Below are 21,294 nucleotides of genomic sequence, written 5' to 3'. Positions count from 1 at the left end.
CAAAAAAAGTTACTTTTTTATAATCTCACATTTTATTTTTCCCACTTCTTTCTTTCTGTCATATAATAAATTAGCGGAACCACAATTAATGTTAGTAATGTTGAAACAATTGCTCCAGCAACTAACGATATTGCCAACCCTTGAAAAATAGGATCAAATAATATAATTGAAGCACCAATTACAACTGCTCCTGTTGTTAACAAAATAGGAGTTGTTCTTACTGCGCCAGCATCAATAATTGCTTGTTTTAAAGGAATTCCATCATTCAAACGAATTTCTATAAAGTCAATTAATAATACAGAATTTCTAACCATTACACCGGCTAAAGCAATCATTCCAATAAATGATGTTGCTGTAAAGAAAGCGCCTAATAACCAGTGACCTAAAACAATTCCAATTAACGACAACGGAATTGCAGCCATCATAACCATTGGAGTTTTAAAGTTTTGGAACCAACCAACAATTAGCATATAAATAATGATAATTACTATTAAAAATGCCGCACCTAAATCACGGAAAACTTCTAAAGTAATCTGCCATTCACCATCCCATTTTACTGTAAAATCGCTTTCATTAGATGGTTGTTCTAAATACAATTCATTCATTTTATAACCTTTTGGTAACTCAATTTTTTGTAATTTTTCTTTCATTCCTAAAATTGCGTATACCGGACTTTCTAAATCACCTGCCATATCAGCCAACACATAAACTACACGTTTTTGGTCTTTTCTATAAATGGTTTTTTGTAAAGTATCGTTCTTAACTTTTACCAAATCACTAATAGGAACAACATTTCCATTTTTACCTTTTATTTTTATGTTTTGAATATCTTGTAAACTGGTTTTATCAGCATCATTTAATCCTAAAACAATATTTACCTGATCAAAAGAAGTTTCATCGTATAAATAAGAAATAGGATATTCACTTAATAAATAGGTTAAATTTCCTACAATTTGTTGAGGTACAATTCCATTTAGCATTGCTTTTTCTCTATCAACCTCTAATTTGTATTCAACTTGTGCGTCTTCAACCATCCAATCAGTATCAACAACATCAGTGGTGTTTTCAAGGATATTTTTTACCTGATTAGCAACTTTAATTTGTTCATCATAATCTGGCCCATAAACTTCTGCTACCAATGTTGATAAAACTGGAGGTCCTGGCGGAACTTCAACTAATTTTACATTGGCACCATATTTTTTGGCTATTTTTTGAATTTCTGGCCGAACTTTTTTAGCAATATCATGACTCTGTAAATCTCTTTCTGCTTTCAATAATAAATTTACTTGAATATCAGCCATATTACTTCCACCACGAACATCATAATGTCTAACTAAACCGTTAAACGTAATAGGAGCAGAGGTACCAATGTAGTTTTGATAATTTACTACTTCTGGCGTTGTTGAAATATACTGAGCAATTTCTTTTGTAACCGCTGCAGTTCTTTCTAAGGTAGTTCCTTCAGGCATATCAATTACAACCTGAAACTCATTTTTGTTATCAAAAGGTAACATTTTTACTGCCACAGATTTAGTAAAAAACATCAATACAGATCCAATTAACATTACAACTGTAATGGCTAACATTACAAATCGTTTTGTTTTACTATCTAAAAAAGGTTGTTCAACTTTTTTGTAGATTTTATAAATCATTCCGGTATCTAAACCTTCCTCTTCTTTATGTTCTTCTGAATCCTTTTCTTGTAATAAATGATAACCTAAATAAGGAGTTACTGTTAATGCAACAAACAAAGAAAGTATCATCGCAATTGAAGCTCCAATTGGCATTGGGCTCATATATGGACCCATCATTCCAGATACAAACGCCATTGGTAAAATTGCAGCAATAACCGTAAAAGTTGCTAAAATTGTTGGGTTTCCAACTTCATTAATAGCATAAATAGCAGCTTGTTTAAATGGTAAGCGCTTCATTTTAAAGTGTCTATGCATATTTTCAGCAATAATTATACTATCATCAACTACAATACCAACCACAAAAACTAAGGCAAATAATGTGATTCTATTTAATGTATAACCCAATAAATAATAACTGAATAACGTTAAGGCAAATGTTAATGGTACCGAGAAAAACACGACCAGTCCACCACGCCAACCCATTGCCAACATTACTAAAATGGTAACGGCTAAAATTGCAACCCCTAAGTGTAATAATAATTCTCCTACTTTGTGTGATGCAGTTTCTCCATAGTTTCTTGTAACTGAAACGTGAACATCTGAAGGAATTAAATTTTGTTTTAAATGTTCAACTCGCTCAAGAATTTTTTCTGAAATTTTCATAGCATCAGCACCTTTTACTTTTGCAATAGAAAGTGTTACTGCTGCATATTCACTTGGATTTGATTCAAATTGCTCGTTGCCTTTTCCATAACCAAAAGAAACATAACTTTTTGGAGTTTCAGGTCCGTCAATAATTGTTGCAACTTGTTTTAAATAAACAGGCATATTTTGGTTTACACCAACTACTAAATTTTCAACATCATCTTTAGAGGTTAAAAACTTTCCTGTAGTTATTAAAAACTCTTCATCTCCGCTAACAAAACTTCCAGATTGTGAACTACTGTTATTTGCTTGTACCATTTGCATGATATTTAAGGCGTCAATGCCGTTTTCCGCCATTTTATCTTTATCTAAAACCACTTTAAGTTCACGATTTCTACCTCCAATTACTTTGGTAATAGATACATCTTTAACTTTTTCAATTTCTGACGTTACTTCTTCAGCAATTTGGCGAATTTGGTAATCGTCATAATTCTCACTCCAAAAAGTAAGTCCTAACATTGGAACATCATCAATAGAACGGGTTTTTACTAAAGGCTCGGTAACCCCAGGAGGAAACATACCTTTGTGACGCATTAATTCATCATATAATTTTACATACGAACGTTCTGTATCTTCACCAACATAAAACTGCACAATCATCATAGATTGTCCGTTCATTGCAATACTATGTACGTGCTGAACTCCTTTTATGTTAGAAATTACTTTTTCCAAAGGTTTTACAACACGACTTTCTACTTCGGTTGGACTCGCTCCCGGATACCCAACCAAAACGTCGGCCATTGGAACAATAATTTGTGGTTCTTCTTCTCTTGGAATTAGAAAAGAACTATATATACCAATAGCCATTAAGGCAACCATTAACAGAATTGTTAATTTTGAATTAATGAAAACATTGGCTATTTTACCTGATATTCCTTCTTGCATTTTTTAAAGTTTTAAGTTTAGCCCCTATTTCCCCCAAAAGGGGATTTATTTGAGGAACTTTTAATTATTTTATAATAAGCTCCTTCCCTTTGGGAAGGTTAGGATGGGCTTATTGAATAGCTACTTTTGCTCCGTTATACAATTTACCTTCAGCAAAAACAATGTATTGTTCATCAGCAGATAAACCTGATAAAACTTCAACTTGATCACCAAAGCTTTTTCCAATTCTTAACCATCGTAAAATGGCTGTATTTTCATTTCCAATAGTATAAATACCTGTTAACTGACCTTGTTTAACCAAAGCGCTTTTTGGAATGATTACTAAACTTGAAGTTTCAACTTTTTCAATTGGAATTTGTACAGAAGTAAACATTCCCGAAAGTAATTTTTCTTCTGTTTTATCAAGTATTACTTTAACTAAATATTGCCCGCCAGTATTTTTTGCTGAAGTACTAACTTCAGTAACTTCACCGGTTAATAATTTATTTGTAGATTTTATAACCACATTTACTTTTGATCCTGTTTTTACTTTTGTAATTTCAGATTCCGGTACCATTGCCATAACTTGAAATTCACCTGGAGTTTCAATACTAATTAAAGGCATTCCCGGATTGGCCATATCACCTTTATTAATAAATTTTCCAGTTACAATACCAGTAAAAGGAGCAGTTATATTTGAATAAGATAACTGTGCATTCACCTGGTTTTTCATTTGATTTGCGGCTTCTAAACGAGCTTTAGCCATTTCGTAGTTAGCTGTCATATCATCCATTTCTTTTTGTGAAGCGCTATTGTCATTATACAAAGCTTTAAAACGGTTGTAATCTTTTTCCGCATTAGTAAAAGCAGCTGTAGCTTCGGTTATTGAAGCATTTACCTGTGCTTTTTGGGCATTTATGTCAGCGCTATTGATGCTTAGTAAAAGTTGACCCTTAGAAACTTTTTGACCTACTTTTACATATACCTTATTTACAAACCCCATCATTCTAGTACTTAGGTTTGCATTTTGTACAGCTTCAACTTTTCCGCTTGCAGTAATAAATGATACATGTTCAGATGATGGTGTGCTTACTTTTACAGCAACTGTTTCTCTAGTATCAGCTAGTTTGGTTTTTTCTTTTCCACAACTTACTACTATTATTAAGGTTGCAAATGCTATTATTTTTAATATATTTTTCATTTTATTTATTTTAGTTAGGGTTATTATTTTGTTAAGAAATTTACGTACGCTTTTGTAAAATTATAGTTAAAAACGGTTTGTAGGTATTCTAATTGTTTTTGTAAGTATTGGGTTTCAGAAATTAATAAATCAGAAGTTTTTTCTAATCCTTGTTCAAATCGGTTTGTTCTAATTCTTAAAGCCTCTTTAGATTGTTCTAAAGCTAAATTTGTAAGTGTAAGCTTATTTTCGGCATCTTTTAATTGGCGTTTAGCTTTAACAAATTCTAACTGACTTTGATTTTTATATTGATCTAAGCTAATTTCAGCTTTGTCAAACTCAGCCTTACTTTTTTGTGTTTTACCGATACGTTTGTAGCCTTCAAAAACATTCCAGGAAAGTTGTGCTCCAATTAAATAGCCTTTAGCATTTGTACCAAAAAGTTTGTCATCATATAATTCGTAACTTCCAAAAGCATTCAATCTTGGTAAATACGTCATTTTAGAAGCTTTGTACATATTGTTATAAGCTTCTGTACTATTTTCCATAGCTTCTATATCTGCTCTATTTTCTGAAAGTAGTTGATTGTATACCTCTAAGTCCAGTGCTGCTTTTAGTTCTGTAGTAGGTTTTAAAATTACATCACTTTTTTCATTCATTAAAAACAATATATAATCCGAAGCATTTTGAACATTGCTTTTTGTTGTTAATAATTGATTCTCAACTTCAGTTACATGAACTTCAACAGCTAAAACATCCGCTTTTTGTAGATACCCTTGTTTAAAATTATTTTCAGCTATTTTTCTATTTTCAAAAGCGGCATTTTTGGCTTTTTCAATTACTTCCACAGCTTTGTAGGCTACTTGTAATTGCATATAAGCTTTTGTAACCTCAAGCTTCATTGCATCTTTTGTTCTATTTGATTGCAATTCAAAAGCATTCATTTTTGCTTTTGCAGCTTTTCGCATAAAAATTCCATCTGCATTAAAAATTGGTTGCTGAATTTCAATTTTAGTAGCGAAGTTTTTTATTTCATCGGGATCGTTTAGCAGTGCAGGATTAAAATCAGCTTGTGTTAAAATTTCCTGATTCAACTTTGAACCAAATGCCATTAATGGATTTGTGGTTGAAATTGCAGCATGTGAAACAGCAATATTTGGTAAAAAAATTGAATTTGTTTGATTGTAATCTGCTTTTGCAGCATTAAAATCTTGTTCTGATATTTTTACAGTGTGATTGTTATTTTCAACTTTTTCCAATACTTCATTCAAAGAAATTGAAATTTCTTGTTGAGCATTTATAAATAAAAAGTTAAAAAGTAAAAATGTAAATAATAAAATGTCCTTACCGCGCATAGTTTTGCTTTTTTAGTTTGGTGCAAATGTAAATGAGGTGACAAGGGTGAACAGTAATAAACATTACAGTCTAATGTAACATTTGTAACACATTAATAAATAGTGATTTACATGATTAAATTTACAAAAACTTTAATTAAAAAACTAATGTTTTCCGGAAAGTAGCGAAGAGAAAAATTTTGTTTGAGGAAATTGTTCAAAAATAATCTTTAAAAATACCGTTATTGGAATGGACATAATTAAACCTGGAACACCCCAAATATATCCCCATAGCATTAATGAAACCAAAATGGCAATTACATTAATAGAGAAAGATTTACCTAAGAATATAGGTTCCAAAATACTTCCAAATACAACTTGAACCAATGTAATTGTTAAAATAAAAAAGAACAAGACACTTGTAGGATCAAGCTCTACAAAGGCAAATATTGATAATAATATAACAGAAACTATAGAACCTATCATTTGTACAAAATTTAATAGAAACGCAACTAATCCCCAGAAAATAGGGAAGCTAACATTAAAAAAGTAACAGGCCAATCCAAAACCAATACCTGTTAAAGCACTTATAAAAAATTTTACTTTCACAAATTTTATTAAGTCATCTTCAATTTTCATAAATATTTTTGCTGAAGCATATTTTCGTTTAAAAATAGTGCTACTTAATATTTTATAAAAGTTAATTGATTCGGCCAACCATAAAACAACAAAAAATGCGGTCATTAACAACATAGTTATTGTATTGCTAATTAAACTTAATGTTGAGCCAAAACTACTACCAAAAGCATTGTTATTTATAAATGTGTTTATAAGATTACCCTCTTTTATATATTGAACACCTAAAAAATCTTCAATAAGATGCGCTAAATCTGTAATTTTAGCTTGTGCTTTTACCAAAAAAGCATCTTGTGTTTGTACTATTTCTTTGCTGGCAAGTTTTATTATTTCACCACCAATTAAAAATGCTCCAATAAAAATGAGTAAAATAATAATGATACTTATAAAATTTGGGATTTTACGTTTTGTAAGCCATCTCATTAATGGTAAAAATAACAAGGCAATAAACAATGACGACACTAATGGAATTAGAATAAAACTCAATATTTTTAGTAAATAAAAAATAAGAGGAATTACAATAATAAGTAATAGAATATTTGTTGTTCTACGTTCGTTCATAAAGTATTGTGTCTAATTTATTGCAAATTTAATAAGAAAAACCCCGTAAAAACAGGATTTTTTCAAATTATATAAATTGTTGTTTATTAGGTTTTTTATCCTAAGTTATTTCTTTTTTCTAATTTTCATATTAAGTGCCTCTACACCTAATGAAAAAGCAATTGCAAAATATAAATACCCTTTAGGAATTGCGCCAACTGGTTTATTAAAAATTTCAATATGTGATAAATGTGCACCTTCAGTAATTAACATAAATCCGATTAAAATTAAAAATGAAAGTGCTAACATTTGAATTGTTGGGTGTTTGTTTACAAAATTTCCAACAGGTGTAGCAAATATCATCATAATAATCATGGAAATAATTACTGCTGTAATCATTATAATTAGTGCTCCTGGTATACCGCTAGTCATACCAACAGCTGTTAATACGGAATCGAAGGAGAAAACTATATCAATCATTACAATTTGAACGATGACCATATTAAAAGTAGCAGCAACTTTACCTTTTATAGATTTTGAATTCGTTTCATTTTCAGAACTACCTTCAACTTTATGGTGAATTTCTTTAGTGCTTTTATATAATAGAAAGATTCCACCTAGAATTAAAATTACACTTTGACCAGTAATTCCACCTCTAAACCATGATAAATCGAAGGTTAAAAAAGGAGCTTTCATAGAAATTAACCATGATACACCCAATAATAAAATAATTCTAAAAATAAGAGCTAATAATAATCCTAATCTGGTAGCCTTTTTAATTTGATTTTTGGGCAATTTTCCAGCCGAAATTGAAATAAAAATAATATTATCTATTCCTAGAATTATTTCTAAAAAAGTTAAAGTAAGTAGTGCTATCCATGTATCTGCGTGCAAAAATATTTCCATGGTTTAATTAGATTTTTTAATCAATTTTCCTTTTTGTACATAATTTGAATGTCCAATAACAGCTTCAAAGTCATAAGAATCTTTATCTATATTGGTTATTTTTATATGAATTGGATCTTCATCAATAGCCGTTTTTGGATTGATCATTTTTAATGTATAATTAAAATTATTTTTCCAACTAATTGATAATGTGTCTATTCGATCTTCATAGGTTTCTATTTGAATAGAATCCTGCCTTACAATAATTGTTTTTTCATATCCTTTTCCTTCTGGAATTTCAAAGGTTCCATATTTAAATCGATCTGGATTTATAGGTTCTTCTTTGCAAGATGTAAAAGCGAGTACTAAAACAATAATTAAGGCAATTTTTTTCATTAGATTCCGGTATAATTACTTGGTGTTATGGCTTTTAATTCAGTTTTAATTTCGTTTGAAACTTCTAAACTATCAATAAAATCGGCCATAGATTTTTGAGTTATTTTCTCATTTGTTCTGGTTAATCCTTTTAATGCTTCATAAGGATTTGGATAGGCTTCTCTACGCAAAATAGTTTGAATAGCTTCCGCAACAACCGCCCAATGATTTTCTAAATCTTCAGCAAATTTTTCTTTGTTTATTAATAATTTATTCAATCCTTTTAACGTAGAAGTAAAGCCAATAATTGTGTGTGCAAATGGAACACCAACATTTCTTAAAACTGTAGAATCTGTTAAATCACGTTGCAAACGGGAAATTGGTAATTTGGCTGATAAATGCTCAAACAAGGCATTTGCAATTCCTAAGTTTCCTTCAGAATTTTCAAAATCGATAGGATTTACTTTATGTGGCATTGCTGAGGAACCAACTTCACCTGCTTTAATTTTTTGTTTAAAGTAATCCATAGAAACATACGTCCAAATGTCTCTGTTAAAATCAATTAGAATAGTATTGATACGTTTTTGAGCGTCAAAAATACCTGCTAAATGATCGTAATGCTCTATTTGAGTTGTTGGAAAAGAGTGATGTAATCCCAATACTTTTTCTACAAAATGAGTTCCAAATTCTTTCCAGTCAATAGTTGGGTATGCAACTTTATGAGCGTTAAAATTACCCGTTGCCCCACCAAATTTTGCTGCGTATGGTATGTTTTGCAATTGGTTAACTTGTTGCTCTATTCGTTCAATAAAAACAAAGATTTCTTTCCCTAAACGAGTTGGAGATGCTGGCTGTCCGTGTGTGCGTGCTAACATTGGTACATCAGCCCAGGAAATAGCTAATTGTCTTAATTTTTCCAATAACTGCGCTAATTCCGGATAATAAACGATATCAAAAGCATCGTTAATTGATAATGGAACAGAGGTGTTATTGATGTCTTGAGAAGTCAATCCAAAATGAATAAACTCTTTATATTTTTGAAGATTTAAAGCATCAAATTTTTCTTTTATAAAGTATTCAACCGCCTTTACATCGTGGTTTGTAATACTTTCAATGTCTTTAATTTTTTGAGCATCAGCTGAGGTAAAATCTATATAAATAGTTCTTAATTCAGGAAAAAGAGCTGTATCAAAATCTTTTAATTGCGGCAATGGAATTTCGCACAATGCAATAAAATATTCAATTTCTACTTTTACTCTGTATTTTATTAAGGCTTCTTCCGAAAAAAATGGAGCTAAATTTGCGACTTTACTTCTGTATCTACCGTCAATTGGAGATATTGCGTTTAAACTTGTTAATGACATCTTTTAGTTTTGTGTTGAAAAATGCAAAATTAATGATTTTAAGCCAAAAATGTTAGATTTATTTCTTGTTTATGCGGTTCAAGGTTATTCTTCCTCTAGCTTTATAAGCAGGGCTTTCACTCGCCATATTTTGTTCTAGAATCAATTTTAATTCGTTATGAACCCAAGAATAGTTTTTACCAAATAATAGAAGTGTTTCCATTGTATATGCTTTTGTTGCCACTTTATGGTTGCTAATCATCCAATCAAAACCAGTTACAATTATTTTATCGATATGGTTTTTTGTTAAAGTTTCTTTTACAAAACTATCGTTTTTTGAAGCGTAGGCCTTAGCCAAAAACATACATATTTTCGAAGCTGGGCGCACTGCACTATCAAATTTCAGCTGTTTAATATTTTGTGTAAAATAGTTTAAATGTGGAGCTAGCCAGTCTAATTTTTCGATACAAACCAACTCTAATATCCAGGCAGCTTTAATTGATTTTTTATTTGTTGTATCAAAAGATAATTCTAATAAATGAGGAAATAATGTTGGATTATTAAGCACAAAATTAGAAACACGTAAACGATTCACTCGTTTTGCGTTTTCTAAAAGCTCAAGTTGTTCAACTAATAAATCTTTATTCATTTTTTGATTCTTTATCTTTTTTCTTTGGCGATAATTTATACAGTAAATAAGCAAACCCAATAATAATGTGTAGTATCACAACAATCATTATTGTATAAAACCAAAAGTTTGAAAGTCCCATTCTAAATTTAAGTTTAATTGTAATAAAAGAATATTTATCTTTAAACTTTAAAATTACATATTATGAGGTTTTATGCCATACTATTATTAACATTATTTTTAAGTGTTGAAGGTTTTTCGCAACAAGTTTTTTCAAAAAAAGAACCATTTGCACATACGTATTCAATTGTAGCAAGGGATACAGTAACAGGTGAAATGGGTGTGGCCGTGCAATCACATTGGTTTTCTGTTGGTAGTTTGGTAGTTTGGGGAGAAGCCGGAGTTGGTGTTGTTGCAACCCAATCTTTTGTAAACCCTTCATTTGGGCCACGAGGATTGAGCTTGTTAAAAAATGGTTTAACACCAAAAATGGCTGTTGAAACTTTGTTAGAACTGGATGAAGGAAGAGAAGTTCGTCAATTGGCAATATTAGATGCTCAAGGAAATGTGGAAGCTTATACAGGTAAAAACTGTATTGTGGAGGCTGGGCATATTATAGGTAATAATTTTTCTGTACAAGCAAATTTAATGGATAAAAATACTGTTTGGCCGGAAATGGCAGAAGCTTTTAAAAATGCTAAAGGAAGTTTGGCCGATAGAATGCTTCAGGCAATGGAAGCAGCACAAAAAGAAGGTGGTGATATTAGAGGTAAGCAATCTGCGGCTATCTTAGTCGTTAAGGCTAAAAGTACTGGAAATGAATGGGAAGATAAAGTTGTGGATTTAAGGGTAGAGGATAACAAAAACCCTATAAAAGAAATGAGACGGTTGTTAACTATTAATACTGCATATGAGTTTATGAACAAGGGAGATTTAGCCGTTGAAACAGGAAATAACAAGTTAGCCAAACAGCATTATATGAATGCTCAAAAATTAAATCCTGATAATTTAGAAATGAAATATTGGTATGCAATAACCTTGGCAAATAATGGGGAATTGGACGAAGCGAAGGAAATATTAAAAGGCGTATTTAAACAAAACAGTAAATGGAAAGAGTTAACTCCAAGATTGGTAAAACCTAAATTGTTAATAATTTCAGAAAAAGAACTACAAGAAATATTAAAGCTATAATTTATGAAAAAAGTACTATTAGGTATCGTAGTTGCAATTATTTTAATACAAGTTATTAGGCCTGAAAAAAATGAGTCTAATGATGAAACCAATGCCATTACAGCGGTAATGAATGTTCCTGCAACTATTCAAAAAATAATAAAAACCTCTTGTGCTGATTGTCATTCTAATAAAACCAATTATCCTTGGTATAGCGAAATTGCTCCGGTTTCTTGGTATTTAGCATCACATGTAAATGATGGGAAAGAGCACTTAAATTTTTCGGAATGGGCAGCATATAATAAAAATCAAAAAAGCCATATAATAAAAGATTTGGAAGAAGAGTTAGAAGATCATAAAATGCCTTTAAATAGTTATTTGTGGATTCATAAAGATGCTAAATTAAGTGCAGAACAATATCAACTAATGTTAAATTGGGTAAAAACGCTGAAAGTAGAATAATTGGGTATTTAATGAAAAACAAATCTATTAAAAGTGTGGTAATTGTTTTTTTACTGTTATTTGGAATTCAAACAAATGCACAGGGAAAAATAAATCAGTTCGATTTAAATGGTAAAAGAACCGGCGTATGGAAAAAGCACTACACAAATAATAATATTAGATACGAAGGCGAATTTAAGTCTGGTAAGGAAATTGGTATTTTTAAATATTACAGTGCTGTTAGTTCTAAACATCCTGTAATTATTAAAACATTTACTGCGAATAATGATATTGCAACAGTTAAATTTTATACTGTTGAAGGAGTTCTGGAAAGTACTGGAGAAATGCAGGGAAAAAATAGAATAGGCAAATGGTTATATTTTCAGCCAGATGGTAAGACTTTAATGATTGAAGAAAATTATGAGAATGGAGTTTTGAACGGTGAATTTAAAAGTTATTATAAAACAGGAAAAATTACAGAATTTTTAAATTATAATAACGGAAAATTACACGGAAATACGAAACGTTATGCAGACAATGGGGTTTTGTTAGACGATTTAAATTACAAAGAAGGAAAGCTTGAAGGTTTGGCAAAATACTATGATATTAATGGGCAGTTAATTTATACTGGCAATTATGAGAATGATGAGAAAGTAGGTGAGTGGGAATATTATAATAACGGTAAAAAAGAAAACGTAAATAAATTAAAACAATAAATTACCTTCTAACATATTTTATTGCCGTTTATTTGGTTAAATTATAAATTAAAATAAATAAACTAAAACTACCAAAATTGGATATATCAAAAATATTTGAAAATAATAAAGCTTGGATAGCTAAAAGGTTGAGTGATGATGAAAATTATTTTTCAAACTTAGGAAAAGGACAAAACCCACAAATTCTTTATATAGGATGCTCAGATAGTAGAGTTTCTGCGGAAGATTTAATGGGAGTGGAACCTGGAGATGTTTTTGTACATAGAAATATAGCGAATATGGTTCCTAATACCGATTTAAATGTAATGTCAGTTATAAATTATGCGGTTAGCCATTTAGAAGTAAAACACGTTGTTGTATGTGGTCATTATTCTTGTGGAGGTGTAAAAGCGGCTATGCAATCTAAAGATTTAGGCATTTTAAATCCGTGGCTTAGAAATATTAGAGACGTTTATAGATTGCACCATACCGAATTAGATTTAATTGAAGATCAGGACAAAAAGTATGACAGACTGGTTGAGCTAAATGTGCAGGAACAATGTGTAAATGTTTTAAAAACATCTGATGTGCAAAAGGCTGTATTAGAAAAAAGAATTACGGTTCACGGTTGGGTTTGGGATATTCATACCGGTGAATTGAAAGATTTAAAAATAGACTTTGATAAAATTTTAAAAGATATTAGAGAGATTTACCGTTTATCTAGTGAAGATTAGCAACTGTTTAAAAAATAATTAAAAAAGTTAGCTGATTTACGAATTAAATTCCATTAAAAAAATTTAAAACGCTAAAAATATTATAGTTAAATAAAAAATACTATATTTGTATCTAATATAATATTTTAAATTTTTCAACAATGAGTAAAGGTACAGTAAAATTCTTCAACGAAACAAAAGGTTTTGGATTTATTAAAGAAGAAGGATCTAACAGCGAACATTTTGTACACATTTCTGGTTTAATCGATGAAATTCGTGAAGGTGATGAGGTGGAATTCGATTTACAAGAAGGTAAAAAAGGAATGAACGCAGTAAATGTAAAAGTTATTTAATACATAATTATAAACATTTTTTAGTACAAGCCTGTTAATTAAATTAACAGGCTTTTTTTATGCTTTTTTTTACCAATTATTTTTTATTGTGATAATTATCACCTCATTAGAATGTTGTATTTTTTATATTTGAAATACATAACAAAATAAAAATTGCTGTTTACCACTATTTTGTAATTATACTTGGGTTTATCCCGTACATTTAAATGATAAACGGTATTTTTTGTTTGGATATAACAAGTTGTAATTAATAGCTCGACTGAATTTCGGTCAGAAATAAAATTAGCTTAATAAAATGATTTTTAGTAAATTACGGATGGAGTATTGATTCGAATAGAATATGAGTAACAAATTGTTTTAACAGTCGATTAATGCCAAATTCTGAGTTCGCTTTCACTTTATGGATTTGAGAGCTGAAATGGAAAACTCAATGAATTCCAAGATTTTAAAATCATAACGGATTGAGCCTTGAAACGAAAAAAAATTGCAAAAAAACAAGTAAAATGATAAATTCTAAACCAAATAATAAATTAAATCGCAAGGACTATTTATTTTTAACTGTATGCTTAATTATTTTTTTTACTGTAATTATGTATATAATGGGATATGGAGATTTAAAAGGTTATATGCTCATTGCTTCTGTTATTGGAGTTATTATTGCAATTCCCATTGTATTGTATGTGTTAAAAAAATTATATGAGGAACAAGGATGACAAACCTTGAAAAATACTTACATTCATTTATCAGCAGAACGTGTCGCTAAAAAATTACAACAATGCGTATAATTCATTGCTGTTTTAGGTGCAATTCCGATGAACTCTTTGTCCATTTAACCTGATTTCTTAACCCAAAATCCCTGTGGATTTTCAGCAACGAAATCATAACTCTAAACCCTTACCTTTAATTGCTCGAAAATTTCAAAATAATATTTAGAACTATTCTAATTAATAATTCAAACTATTGGAATAGAAATTGATACCTGCTAAACTTAATCTTAAAATATTATTATGAAAAAATTACTTATTATTGGACTTTTAGTTACGTTTGGAATTAGCTTTGGTCAAGAAAAAGAAGAAAATTCAAACGTTCAAAAAGGAACTTGGAATTTAGGAGGAAATTTTACTTTAAATAATTCCAGTTCAGAAATTAATAACAATTCATCAAATACTGAAAATAATCAATTTTATGTTGGCTTTTATCCTCGAGTTGGTTATGCAATTAATAATAATTTAATTATTGGAATTGGAATTGGTTATGAGTATCATAATAATAAAAATTATTATTCAGAAACTGAAAGTTATAATTCAGATCAGAATGGAATAGTTGTCTTTCCATACATTAAGAAATATTTTAATGTAAATGAAAAATTTTCTTTTCATTTGCAAGGTGAATTTAGAGTGTCCAAATCTTGGAATGATAATAATAGCTCAATAAACTTCAATTCTTACGAGGAAAATAATAGCAGTCTATTTGTTGGAATTCGTCCTGGGATAACATTTTTTCTAACTGAAAAGATTGTTTTAGAAACTAGTATTGGTGCCTTAGGTTATTCAACAGGAAAAAATGAATCTAATAATCGTGAAGGAAAATTTAATTCATTTAATTTTAATTTTAATTCTAATAATTTACTTTTAGGTCTTTCTTATTTTTTTTAATTAATTACAGCAGACAAAACTCAGAACAATCTAAAATTTGTTTATCAGTAAAACGTGTCGCAAAATAAGGTAACAATGCATAACCAAAATTGTTGCATTTACTAAAATAGAATGTTTCTAAACTTAAAAAATATTAATTTTAAACATCGGAAAATAACGTTTTCAAAAATGCTACTTTTCATGTACTAACCCGTTGCAATAAAAATCGAAATATGAAAAAGATAATTTATTTGAGTTTAATGATAATTATTTTAAGTTGTAAAGCGGAAAAAAAAGAGAAAGAGTTTATTGATAGTCCAATTTTTGACGACTCTGAAATAGTGATTATTGACCCTATTATCGAAACTACTCCAAATATTATTAAACTAGATACAATTGATGCAGATAACTTCAATGTTTTATTTTTTAAACCTAACGAATCCGAATACAATGAATTATTAAAAGCACTTGGGGAAAATTCAGGAATTAATGAGGTCGATTCTGATTTCGGATTTTATGCAAATAAAGTTTATGACTCAATCTCAAAAACGGATTTAAAAGTTAAAATTGTAAAAGAAAGAATAATAAAATATTCAACAAAAAGTGGAATTAAATATCTTGACCGATTAAAAAATGAAGAAGGGAAATACGGAGTGATTTTTAATCAACCGAATTGTGAGCCAAGAATTGAATTTGGAGTAATGACAGATGTTGGAATGTTCCAAGAATTAGCTGAATACAATAAAAACTGCAAGTAACAATGGTTAAAGTTTTTGCTAAATCAAAAGTTTGGTTTACTTTTAATCGGCTAAGTTTCAACTGGTAAAAAGTCTCCGACATTTTCCACGCTAAAACCCTAGATTAACCCATTGCAAGTAATTGCGGATAACAACAATAAATAGAAAAAGATGAACAAAACTAGACTTTTCGGAATTTTAATATTAATTATCGGAATTATATTAATGTATACACTAGACAATGATTTAAGCTCATTCATTTCAGGTGTTTTGATTGGAGCTGGAGGTGCTGTAACAATTGCAGGAAAAACTTTTTTCTCAAGAAAAAGCTCATAAATTCACTCAAGAATAATTCTAGAGTTAAGAATAAACTGAGTTGCAACAATCGAAAAATATCCGATTTTCCAGTCGAACAAATCTTATAAAAATTGTTGGCAACAATTAGAAAAACCGAATTATAATGGTAAAATTGGAACATTTTAAATCCAAAGACTTAGAATATTTATCAAAATGGATTGACAATGAAAAAGATTTATTCCAATTCGCTGGAGATATGTTTTCATTCCCAATAACAGAAACTCAAATTGTAAAATACTTAAATGACAGTAATAGATTTGTTTTTAAAGTAGTTTATTATGAAACTATAATTGGACAAGCTGAAATATATTTAGAGGATAAATTTAACGCTCGACTTTGCCGAATATTGATTGGAGATTCAAAATTTAGAGGAAAAGGAATTGGAGATATACTAATCAATGAACTATTAAGAATGTCCTTTGAGGAATTAAAAGTTGACAGAGTAAACCTAAATGTTTTCGATTGGAATATTGGAGCAATAAAATGTTATGAAAAATCAGGAATGAAAATAAACAAAGGAATTACCAAAGAGGCAAAATTAGGAGAAGAAAAATGGATAGCTATTAATATGTCCATAAATAAAAATGAGTGGAAAAAATAAAAAACCGTGACCAACAACTCATAAAATTTATGCTTACATTTAAACTTAATAGCGAACCGACAAACATTGAACTAACGATTTGCAACGGCAGAAAAATCTCCGATTTTCCAGTTATGTAAATTTTATAAAAGCCCGTGAGGAATAATTTAAAAAACTGAAAACTAGATAGTGATTAATGCATACGAATACTTTAAAAATCATCCGAAATTCAACAAGCTTGTTGGTAATGATTTCTTGTTCGTTGAATATAAATGTCCTCTAAATATTGAAGAGTATCAATTGTGGATTGAAAATCATTTAATTACTTATGTCATTAGCGGAAAAAAGGATTGGATTACTCCAGAAAAAACACACAAACTTACAGCTGGAGACACCTTATTTGTTAGAAAAGGTGTTTATACTACAAAGCAATATTTAGAAAGTGAGTATTGTGTAATGCTATTTTTTATTAATGATAATTTCATAAAAAGGTTTATTTCAGAGAATCCAACTTTTAAAAGAGAATTAAATCATAAGAAAGAGTATAATCAAATTTTCGACATTACTACTAATGATGTGTTTAAAACATTAATAAAAAGTATATTCCAATATTTAAATCAAGAATTGGAAATGCCTAAAGAATTAGTGGAAATTAAATTTAAAGAATTACTCTTCAATATCGTACTTAATTCAAATAATAAAGAACTGCTGTTTTTCTTTAATTCAATAATGCAAAACAGTAAAACAATTATTGAAGATATTATGATAGAAAATTTTCAATATGATTTGAAAATTACTGATTTTGCAAAACTTTGTGGAAAAAGCCTATCTTCTTTTAAACGTGAATTTAAAGAATGTTTTAACACTACACCAAATAGGTGGTTAATTAATAAGAGATTAGAACACTCCAAAATACTGTTACTAGGTACAAATCTAACTGTAAGTGAAATAGGTTTTGATTGTGGTTTTAAAAATAATTCCCATTTTATTCAAGCTTTTAAAAAGATAGCTAAAGTAACACCCAATAAATATAGAATACTCAAAAAAGAAGCGTAACTATATTTCTTGAACTTTTAAGAACATTATTTGGACTTTTAAGAAATCCTGATTGGCAATATAAATACAACCTTTACATCATTAGTAAATTAATAAAATGATGTGATGCCAAATCAAAAATTTTCAACCAAGAATACAAAATCTATTAAAGACACTTCTATTGTTCACCAAAGACATTTAGTTCTTAATGAAAAATATCTAAAAGACACTGCATCTGCTTGGATTACTGATTCTGCGGAGGTTGTTGGAAAAAATTTACACGACCCATTTAGAACATCGGTTTCCATAAATGATAACATGAAGGTTCCGTTTAAAATTGGAGTTCATAAAGCAGTTGGAGGTGACCACGATTTTCCAAATCCTGGAGATTTACTTTGTGCTTCGTTAGCATCTTGTTTTGAAAGCACTATTAGACTAATTTCTAATAAATTGAGAATAGAACTTATTGAAACAAAAATAAAGGTAATAGCTCAAATTGATGTAAGAGGAACGTTACTGTTTGATACGTCTGTTCCTGTTGAGTTTCAAACTATGCATATTGATTTGCTAATTGTTGCTAAAAACACCAATGAAAAGCTATTGAATACATTAATAAATGGAGCAAAACGTAGTTGTATTATCTATCAAACTATAAAAAAAGGAATCCCAATTACTTTAAATACGGATGTTAAAATCAAAAACTAAAAACAATAAATTATGAAAAAATCAATCATCTTATTATATGGAATTGTAGCCTATTTTGTCTTTCTAATTGCTTTTTTATATGCCATTGGGTTTGTAGGTAATATTATTGTTCCAAAATCAATAGACACTGGTGCAGAAACTACAATGTATTTTTCCGTATTTATCAATGTAATTTTATTAAGTGTTTTTGCATTACAACATAGTATAATGGCGAGACCAAAATTTAAAGAATGGTTTAATTCCATTTTTAGTCAAGCTATGGAACGTAGCACTTATATTCTATTATCTAGTTTAGCTCTAATTTTAATCTATTGGCAATGGCAACCAATAACAACTATAGTTTGGGAAACTGAAAACACAATTCTTTCTAGTATTATAACTGGGATATTTTTTCTTGGTTGGCTTATTGTTTTACTTTCAACTTTTATGATTAATCATTTAGAGCTTTTCGGTCTTGCACAAATCTTTGACAATCTAAAAAATAAGCAAACTCCAAATCCAAAATTTCAAACAAATTATTTATATAAATTGGTTAGACATCCTCTAATGCTTGGTTTTCTCATCGCTTTTTGGGCAACGCCTACTATGACAGTTGGGCATTTACTATTTGCACTAATAACTACCATATACATTTTTGTGGCTGTAAAATATTTAGAGGAAAAAGACCTCAAAAAAGTTATTGGAAAAAAATATGAAACGTACCAAAAAGAAGTGCCAATGATTATTCCATTTACTAAAAACAAGAGGTAGATATAGGAAAAAACAACAGTCAACAACTTATATAATTTATGCTTAAATTTGAACTATTACAAACGACAAACATTCAACAAGCGATTTGCTTCGTCCGAAAAATCTCCGATTCATCAAATGTACAAATCTAATAAAAACCCATGCATCCTTATAAAAACATATGAATAACGAACAAACCGCTATACGAACTATATATTTCAGTCTTATTAGCAATACTTGTTTAGCTTTAATAAAAGGGCTTGCTGGATTTTTCGGAAATTCATATGCTTTAATCGCTGATGCAATTGAATCAGCAACTGATATCTTTTCTTCACTTTTGGTGTTATTTGGTCTTAAATACGCAAAAAGGCCCGCAGATGAAAATCATCCATACGGACACGGAAAAATTGAACCATTAATAACGTTTTTGGTTGTGGCTTTTCTTGTAACTTCAGCTACAATAATTGCCTATGAAAGTATTCAAAACATTCAAACACCTCATGAAATTCCTAAATCTTGGACTTTAATTGTTTTGGGATGTATCATTTTATGGAAAGAAATTTCGTTCCGAATTGTTATTAAGAAAAGTAAGGAAACAAATAGCTCTTCTCTTAAAGCTGATGCCTGGCACCATAGGAGTGACGCAATCACTTCAATTATGGCTTTTCTTGGAATTTCAATAGCACTTATTTTTGGAGAAGGTTATGAAACTGCTGATGATTGGGCTGCATTATTAGCTTCTTTCTTTATTTTGTACAATAGCTATTTGATTTTTAGGCCAGCTTTAGGTGAAATTATGGATGAACATCTTTATGATAATCTATTAATTGAAATTAGGGAAAAATCAATGCAGGTTCGAGGTATTTTAGGAACAGAAAAATGCTTTATACGAAAAGCCGGAACGAAATATCATGTTGATTTACATGCTATAGTAGATGCTGAAATTTCTGTTAAAGAAGGTCACGAAATTGCACATAACCTTAAAGATTATCTGCGTAAAGAAATAGCTAATTTAGCTCATGTTCTAATTCATATTGAACCGAATGAGTAAAGGTAGTGTGCAACAATGGTTAAAAAAATACTTAATTATAACAAATATGATAGGTATAAAACATAAAAATAATAACTTTAAACATCAAAAAATTAGGGTTTGCAAACCGAAACCTTTCTTAGTCTAAAGAGTTAGCATAATTATATAAAAAGAGAAAAAAAATTAATTGGATTTTAGGAACTACCTTTGTTTTGGTTTTAATCTTTTTAGTAAATAATTATTTCAGAAAGAAAAGAATTAATACTTTAAAAGTAAATCTTCTAAAGAATTGGGGAAAACAGAAAAAAAATGAATATTTTAATTTTTATGTTATTAAATAATACTTTGAAAATAATTTACATAAAAATCAATCTTACCACCAAATCCCTGAAAGAACAAACATAGATTTAGATATTGATGAACTTTTCAAATTTATTGACAGAACTTCTTCAAAAATTGGGCAACAATACCTTTATTTTAAGATAAGAACAATAGAAACAGTTGAAAAATTTAAAAAGTTTGATTTATTAAGTAAACTGTTCTTGAACAATGAAAAATTACGACTTAATTGTCAAATTATTCTATCTAAATTAAATTCCCAAAACTCTTATGATTTAGAGAAACTAATAAATGATAAACCAATAGAAAAACCAAAATATTTAAAGTATATCTACGTTTCATCTTTTACTTCATTATTATTGATAATTCTAGGTTTTTTCAATCCAATATTTTTTCTTTTTTTACTTCCTATTTTTTTATAAACTCTATTTTTTATTATAAAAACAAAGAAAATGTTACTTATTATGTTAGTGCTGTAAATCAACTTTCAAAAGCTTTAAAAGTAAGTAAAGATCTTTCATCAATTGATGAAATTAAACTGCATTTTTCTGATTTATCTTTTATAAATAAAGTAAGTGCAATTCAAACCAAAACTGAATTTATTGGATTTTAAAATCAATTAAGTAATGAATATGCTTTGTTTTTTTGGTTA

Annotated in this window: 22 protein-coding genes; 14 read left to right on the top strand and 8 right to left on the bottom strand. The window is 29.2% G+C overall.

The window, feature by feature from the left end:
- Positions 1-32: 32 nt before the first annotated feature.
- The 8 genes from CHB63_RS06040 to CHB63_RS06005 all read right to left on the bottom strand — a co-directional run bounded on the left by CHB63_RS06040 (position 33) and on the right by CHB63_RS06005 (position 10,145).
- Complete coding sequence (locus tag CHB63_RS06040; protein WP_089377498.1) at positions 33-3,224, bottom strand: efflux RND transporter permease subunit; 3,192 nt, start codon at positions 3,222-3,224, stop codon at positions 33-35.
- 109 nt (positions 3,225-3,333) lie between these two features.
- Complete coding sequence (locus tag CHB63_RS06035) at positions 3,334-4,404, bottom strand: efflux RND transporter periplasmic adaptor subunit (protein ID WP_089377497.1); 1,071 nt, start codon at positions 4,402-4,404, stop codon at positions 3,334-3,336.
- Positions 4,405-4,427: 23 nt separating this feature from the next.
- Positions 4,428-5,738 (bottom strand): TolC family protein, encoded by a 1,311-nt coding sequence (locus CHB63_RS06030; RefSeq protein WP_089377496.1) that lies wholly within the window; start codon positions 5,736-5,738, stop codon positions 4,428-4,430.
- A 144-nt stretch (positions 5,739-5,882) separates the two neighbouring features.
- Entirely contained in the window at positions 5,883-6,914 is a 1,032-nt protein-coding gene (locus tag CHB63_RS06025) for an AI-2E family transporter (RefSeq protein WP_089377495.1), read from the bottom strand.
- Positions 6,915-7,019: 105 nt separating this feature from the next.
- Complete coding sequence (locus CHB63_RS06020; protein WP_089377494.1) at positions 7,020-7,799, bottom strand: TerC family protein; 780 nt, start codon at positions 7,797-7,799, stop codon at positions 7,020-7,022.
- Positions 7,800-7,802: 3 nt separating this feature from the next.
- Complete coding sequence (locus CHB63_RS06015) at positions 7,803-8,174, bottom strand: hypothetical protein (RefSeq protein WP_245856794.1); 372 nt, start codon at positions 8,172-8,174, stop codon at positions 7,803-7,805.
- Positions 8,174-9,517, bottom strand: a complete 1,344-nt coding sequence (gene purB / locus CHB63_RS06010) for an adenylosuccinate lyase (protein ID WP_089377493.1) — start codon at positions 9,515-9,517, stop codon at positions 8,174-8,176. Before purB ends, CHB63_RS06015 begins: the two co-directional genes overlap by 1 nt.
- Positions 9,518-9,575: 58 nt before the next feature.
- A complete protein-coding gene (locus CHB63_RS06005) occupies positions 9,576-10,145 on the bottom strand; it encodes a hypothetical protein (RefSeq protein ID WP_089377492.1) in 570 nt (189 codons plus the stop codon).
- Positions 10,146-10,328: 183 nt separating this feature from the next.
- Between CHB63_RS06005 and CHB63_RS06000 the strand changes: the two genes are divergently transcribed.
- The 14 genes from CHB63_RS06000 (at position 10,329) to CHB63_RS05940 (ending at position 20,324) form a co-directional block, all read left to right on the top strand.
- Positions 10,329-11,315: a DUF1028 domain-containing protein gene (locus tag CHB63_RS06000; protein ID WP_176420264.1), complete on the top strand. Its 987-nt coding sequence runs from the start codon at positions 10,329-10,331 to the stop codon at positions 11,313-11,315.
- A gap of 3 nt (positions 11,316-11,318) precedes the next feature.
- Positions 11,319-11,756, top strand: a complete 438-nt coding sequence (locus CHB63_RS05995) for a heme-binding domain-containing protein (RefSeq protein ID WP_089377490.1) — start codon at positions 11,319-11,321, stop codon at positions 11,754-11,756.
- Between the two features lie 11 nt (positions 11,757-11,767).
- Positions 11,768-12,451: a toxin-antitoxin system YwqK family antitoxin gene (locus CHB63_RS05990; protein ID WP_141107271.1), complete on the top strand. Its 684-nt coding sequence runs from the start codon at positions 11,768-11,770 to the stop codon at positions 12,449-12,451.
- A 77-nt stretch (positions 12,452-12,528) separates the two neighbouring features.
- Entirely contained in the window at positions 12,529-13,164 is a 636-nt protein-coding gene (locus CHB63_RS05985) for a carbonic anhydrase (protein WP_089377488.1), read from the top strand.
- A 140-nt stretch (positions 13,165-13,304) separates the two neighbouring features.
- On the top strand, positions 13,305-13,496 hold the full coding sequence (locus CHB63_RS05980) for a cold-shock protein (protein WP_089377487.1): 192 nt from the start codon (positions 13,305-13,307) through the stop codon (positions 13,494-13,496).
- 503 nt (positions 13,497-13,999) lie between these two features.
- Positions 14,000-14,209: a hypothetical protein gene (locus CHB63_RS05975; RefSeq protein ID WP_089377486.1), complete on the top strand. Its 210-nt coding sequence runs from the start codon at positions 14,000-14,002 to the stop codon at positions 14,207-14,209.
- A 294-nt stretch (positions 14,210-14,503) separates the two neighbouring features.
- Positions 14,504-15,151 carry an outer membrane beta-barrel protein gene (locus CHB63_RS05970; protein ID WP_089377485.1) on the top strand — a complete coding sequence of 216 codons (648 nt, stop codon included), beginning with the start codon at positions 14,504-14,506 and terminating at the stop codon, positions 15,149-15,151.
- Positions 15,152-15,363: 212 nt separating this feature from the next.
- Entirely contained in the window at positions 15,364-15,888 is a 525-nt protein-coding gene (locus CHB63_RS05965; RefSeq protein WP_141107270.1) for a hypothetical protein, read from the top strand.
- A gap of 150 nt (positions 15,889-16,038) precedes the next feature.
- The gene (locus tag CHB63_RS17120; RefSeq protein ID WP_176420262.1) at positions 16,039-16,203 is read left to right on the top strand and encodes a hypothetical protein; all 165 of its coding nucleotides are present in this window, start codon (positions 16,039-16,041) and stop codon (positions 16,201-16,203) included.
- A gap of 124 nt (positions 16,204-16,327) precedes the next feature.
- Entirely contained in the window at positions 16,328-16,825 is a 498-nt protein-coding gene (locus tag CHB63_RS05960) for a GNAT family N-acetyltransferase (protein WP_089377483.1), read from the top strand.
- A 168-nt stretch (positions 16,826-16,993) separates the two neighbouring features.
- Positions 16,994-17,860 carry a helix-turn-helix domain-containing protein gene (locus tag CHB63_RS05955; protein WP_089377482.1) on the top strand — a complete coding sequence of 289 codons (867 nt, stop codon included), beginning with the start codon at positions 16,994-16,996 and terminating at the stop codon, positions 17,858-17,860.
- Positions 17,861-17,965: 105 nt separating this feature from the next.
- The gene (locus CHB63_RS05950) at positions 17,966-18,544 is read left to right on the top strand and encodes an OsmC family protein (RefSeq protein WP_089377481.1); all 579 of its coding nucleotides are present in this window, start codon (positions 17,966-17,968) and stop codon (positions 18,542-18,544) included.
- Between the two features lie 12 nt (positions 18,545-18,556).
- Positions 18,557-19,294, top strand: coding sequence for a methanethiol S-methyltransferase (mddA, locus tag CHB63_RS05945; protein ID WP_089377480.1), 738 nt, complete (start codon positions 18,557-18,559; stop codon positions 19,292-19,294).
- A gap of 160 nt (positions 19,295-19,454) precedes the next feature.
- On the top strand, positions 19,455-20,324 hold the full coding sequence (locus tag CHB63_RS05940; protein ID WP_089377479.1) for a cation diffusion facilitator family transporter: 870 nt from the start codon (positions 19,455-19,457) through the stop codon (positions 20,322-20,324).
- The last annotated feature ends 970 nt before the right edge of the window (positions 20,325-21,294 follow it).

The sequence above is a fragment of the Lutibacter flavus genome (assembly GCF_900188355.1).
Lineage (GTDB): Bacteria > Bacteroidota > Bacteroidia > Flavobacteriales > Flavobacteriaceae > Lutibacter > Lutibacter flavus.
The sequence above is the reverse complement of the archived record's forward strand: the minus strand, read 5'-3'. Positions and strand labels throughout refer to the sequence as shown.

Coding starts and splice junctions, on each gene's coding strand:
- CHB63_RS06040 (WP_089377498.1), bottom strand. CDS start 3,224: ATGCAAGAAGGAATATCAGGTAAAATAGCCAATGTTTTCATTAATTCA.
- CHB63_RS06035 (WP_089377497.1), bottom strand. CDS start 4,404: ATGAAAAATATATTAAAAATAATAGCATTTGCAACCTTAATAATAGTA.
- CHB63_RS06030 (WP_089377496.1), bottom strand. CDS start 5,738: ATGCGCGGTAAGGACATTTTATTATTTACATTTTTACTTTTTAACTTT.
- CHB63_RS06025 (WP_089377495.1), bottom strand. CDS start 6,914: ATGAACGAACGTAGAACAACAAATATTCTATTACTTATTATTGTAATT.
- CHB63_RS06020 (WP_089377494.1), bottom strand. CDS start 7,799: ATGGAAATATTTTTGCACGCAGATACATGGATAGCACTACTTACTTTA.
- CHB63_RS06015 (WP_245856794.1), bottom strand. CDS start 8,174: ATGAAAAAAATTGCCTTAATTATTGTTTTAGTACTCGCTTTTACATCT.
- purB (WP_089377493.1), bottom strand. CDS start 9,517: ATGTCATTAACAAGTTTAAACGCAATATCTCCAATTGACGGTAGATAC.
- CHB63_RS06005 (WP_089377492.1), bottom strand. CDS start 10,145: ATGAATAAAGATTTATTAGTTGAACAACTTGAGCTTTTAGAAAACGCA.
- CHB63_RS06000 (WP_176420264.1), top strand. CDS start 10,329: ATGAGGTTTTATGCCATACTATTATTAACATTATTTTTAAGTGTTGAA.
- CHB63_RS05995 (WP_089377490.1), top strand. CDS start 11,319: ATGAAAAAAGTACTATTAGGTATCGTAGTTGCAATTATTTTAATACAA.
- CHB63_RS05990 (WP_141107271.1), top strand. CDS start 11,768: ATGAAAAACAAATCTATTAAAAGTGTGGTAATTGTTTTTTTACTGTTA.
- CHB63_RS05980 (WP_089377487.1), top strand. CDS start 13,305: ATGAGTAAAGGTACAGTAAAATTCTTCAACGAAACAAAAGGTTTTGGA.
- CHB63_RS05975 (WP_089377486.1), top strand. CDS start 14,000: ATGATAAATTCTAAACCAAATAATAAATTAAATCGCAAGGACTATTTA.
- CHB63_RS05970 (WP_089377485.1), top strand. CDS start 14,504: ATGAAAAAATTACTTATTATTGGACTTTTAGTTACGTTTGGAATTAGC.
- CHB63_RS05965 (WP_141107270.1), top strand. CDS start 15,364: ATGAAAAAGATAATTTATTTGAGTTTAATGATAATTATTTTAAGTTGT.
- CHB63_RS17120 (WP_176420262.1), top strand. CDS start 16,039: ATGAACAAAACTAGACTTTTCGGAATTTTAATATTAATTATCGGAATT.
- CHB63_RS05960 (WP_089377483.1), top strand. CDS start 16,328: ATGGTAAAATTGGAACATTTTAAATCCAAAGACTTAGAATATTTATCA.
- CHB63_RS05950 (WP_089377481.1), top strand. CDS start 17,966: ATGCCAAATCAAAAATTTTCAACCAAGAATACAAAATCTATTAAAGAC.
- mddA (WP_089377480.1), top strand. CDS start 18,557: ATGAAAAAATCAATCATCTTATTATATGGAATTGTAGCCTATTTTGTC.
- CHB63_RS05940 (WP_089377479.1), top strand. CDS start 19,455: ATGAATAACGAACAAACCGCTATACGAACTATATATTTCAGTCTTATT.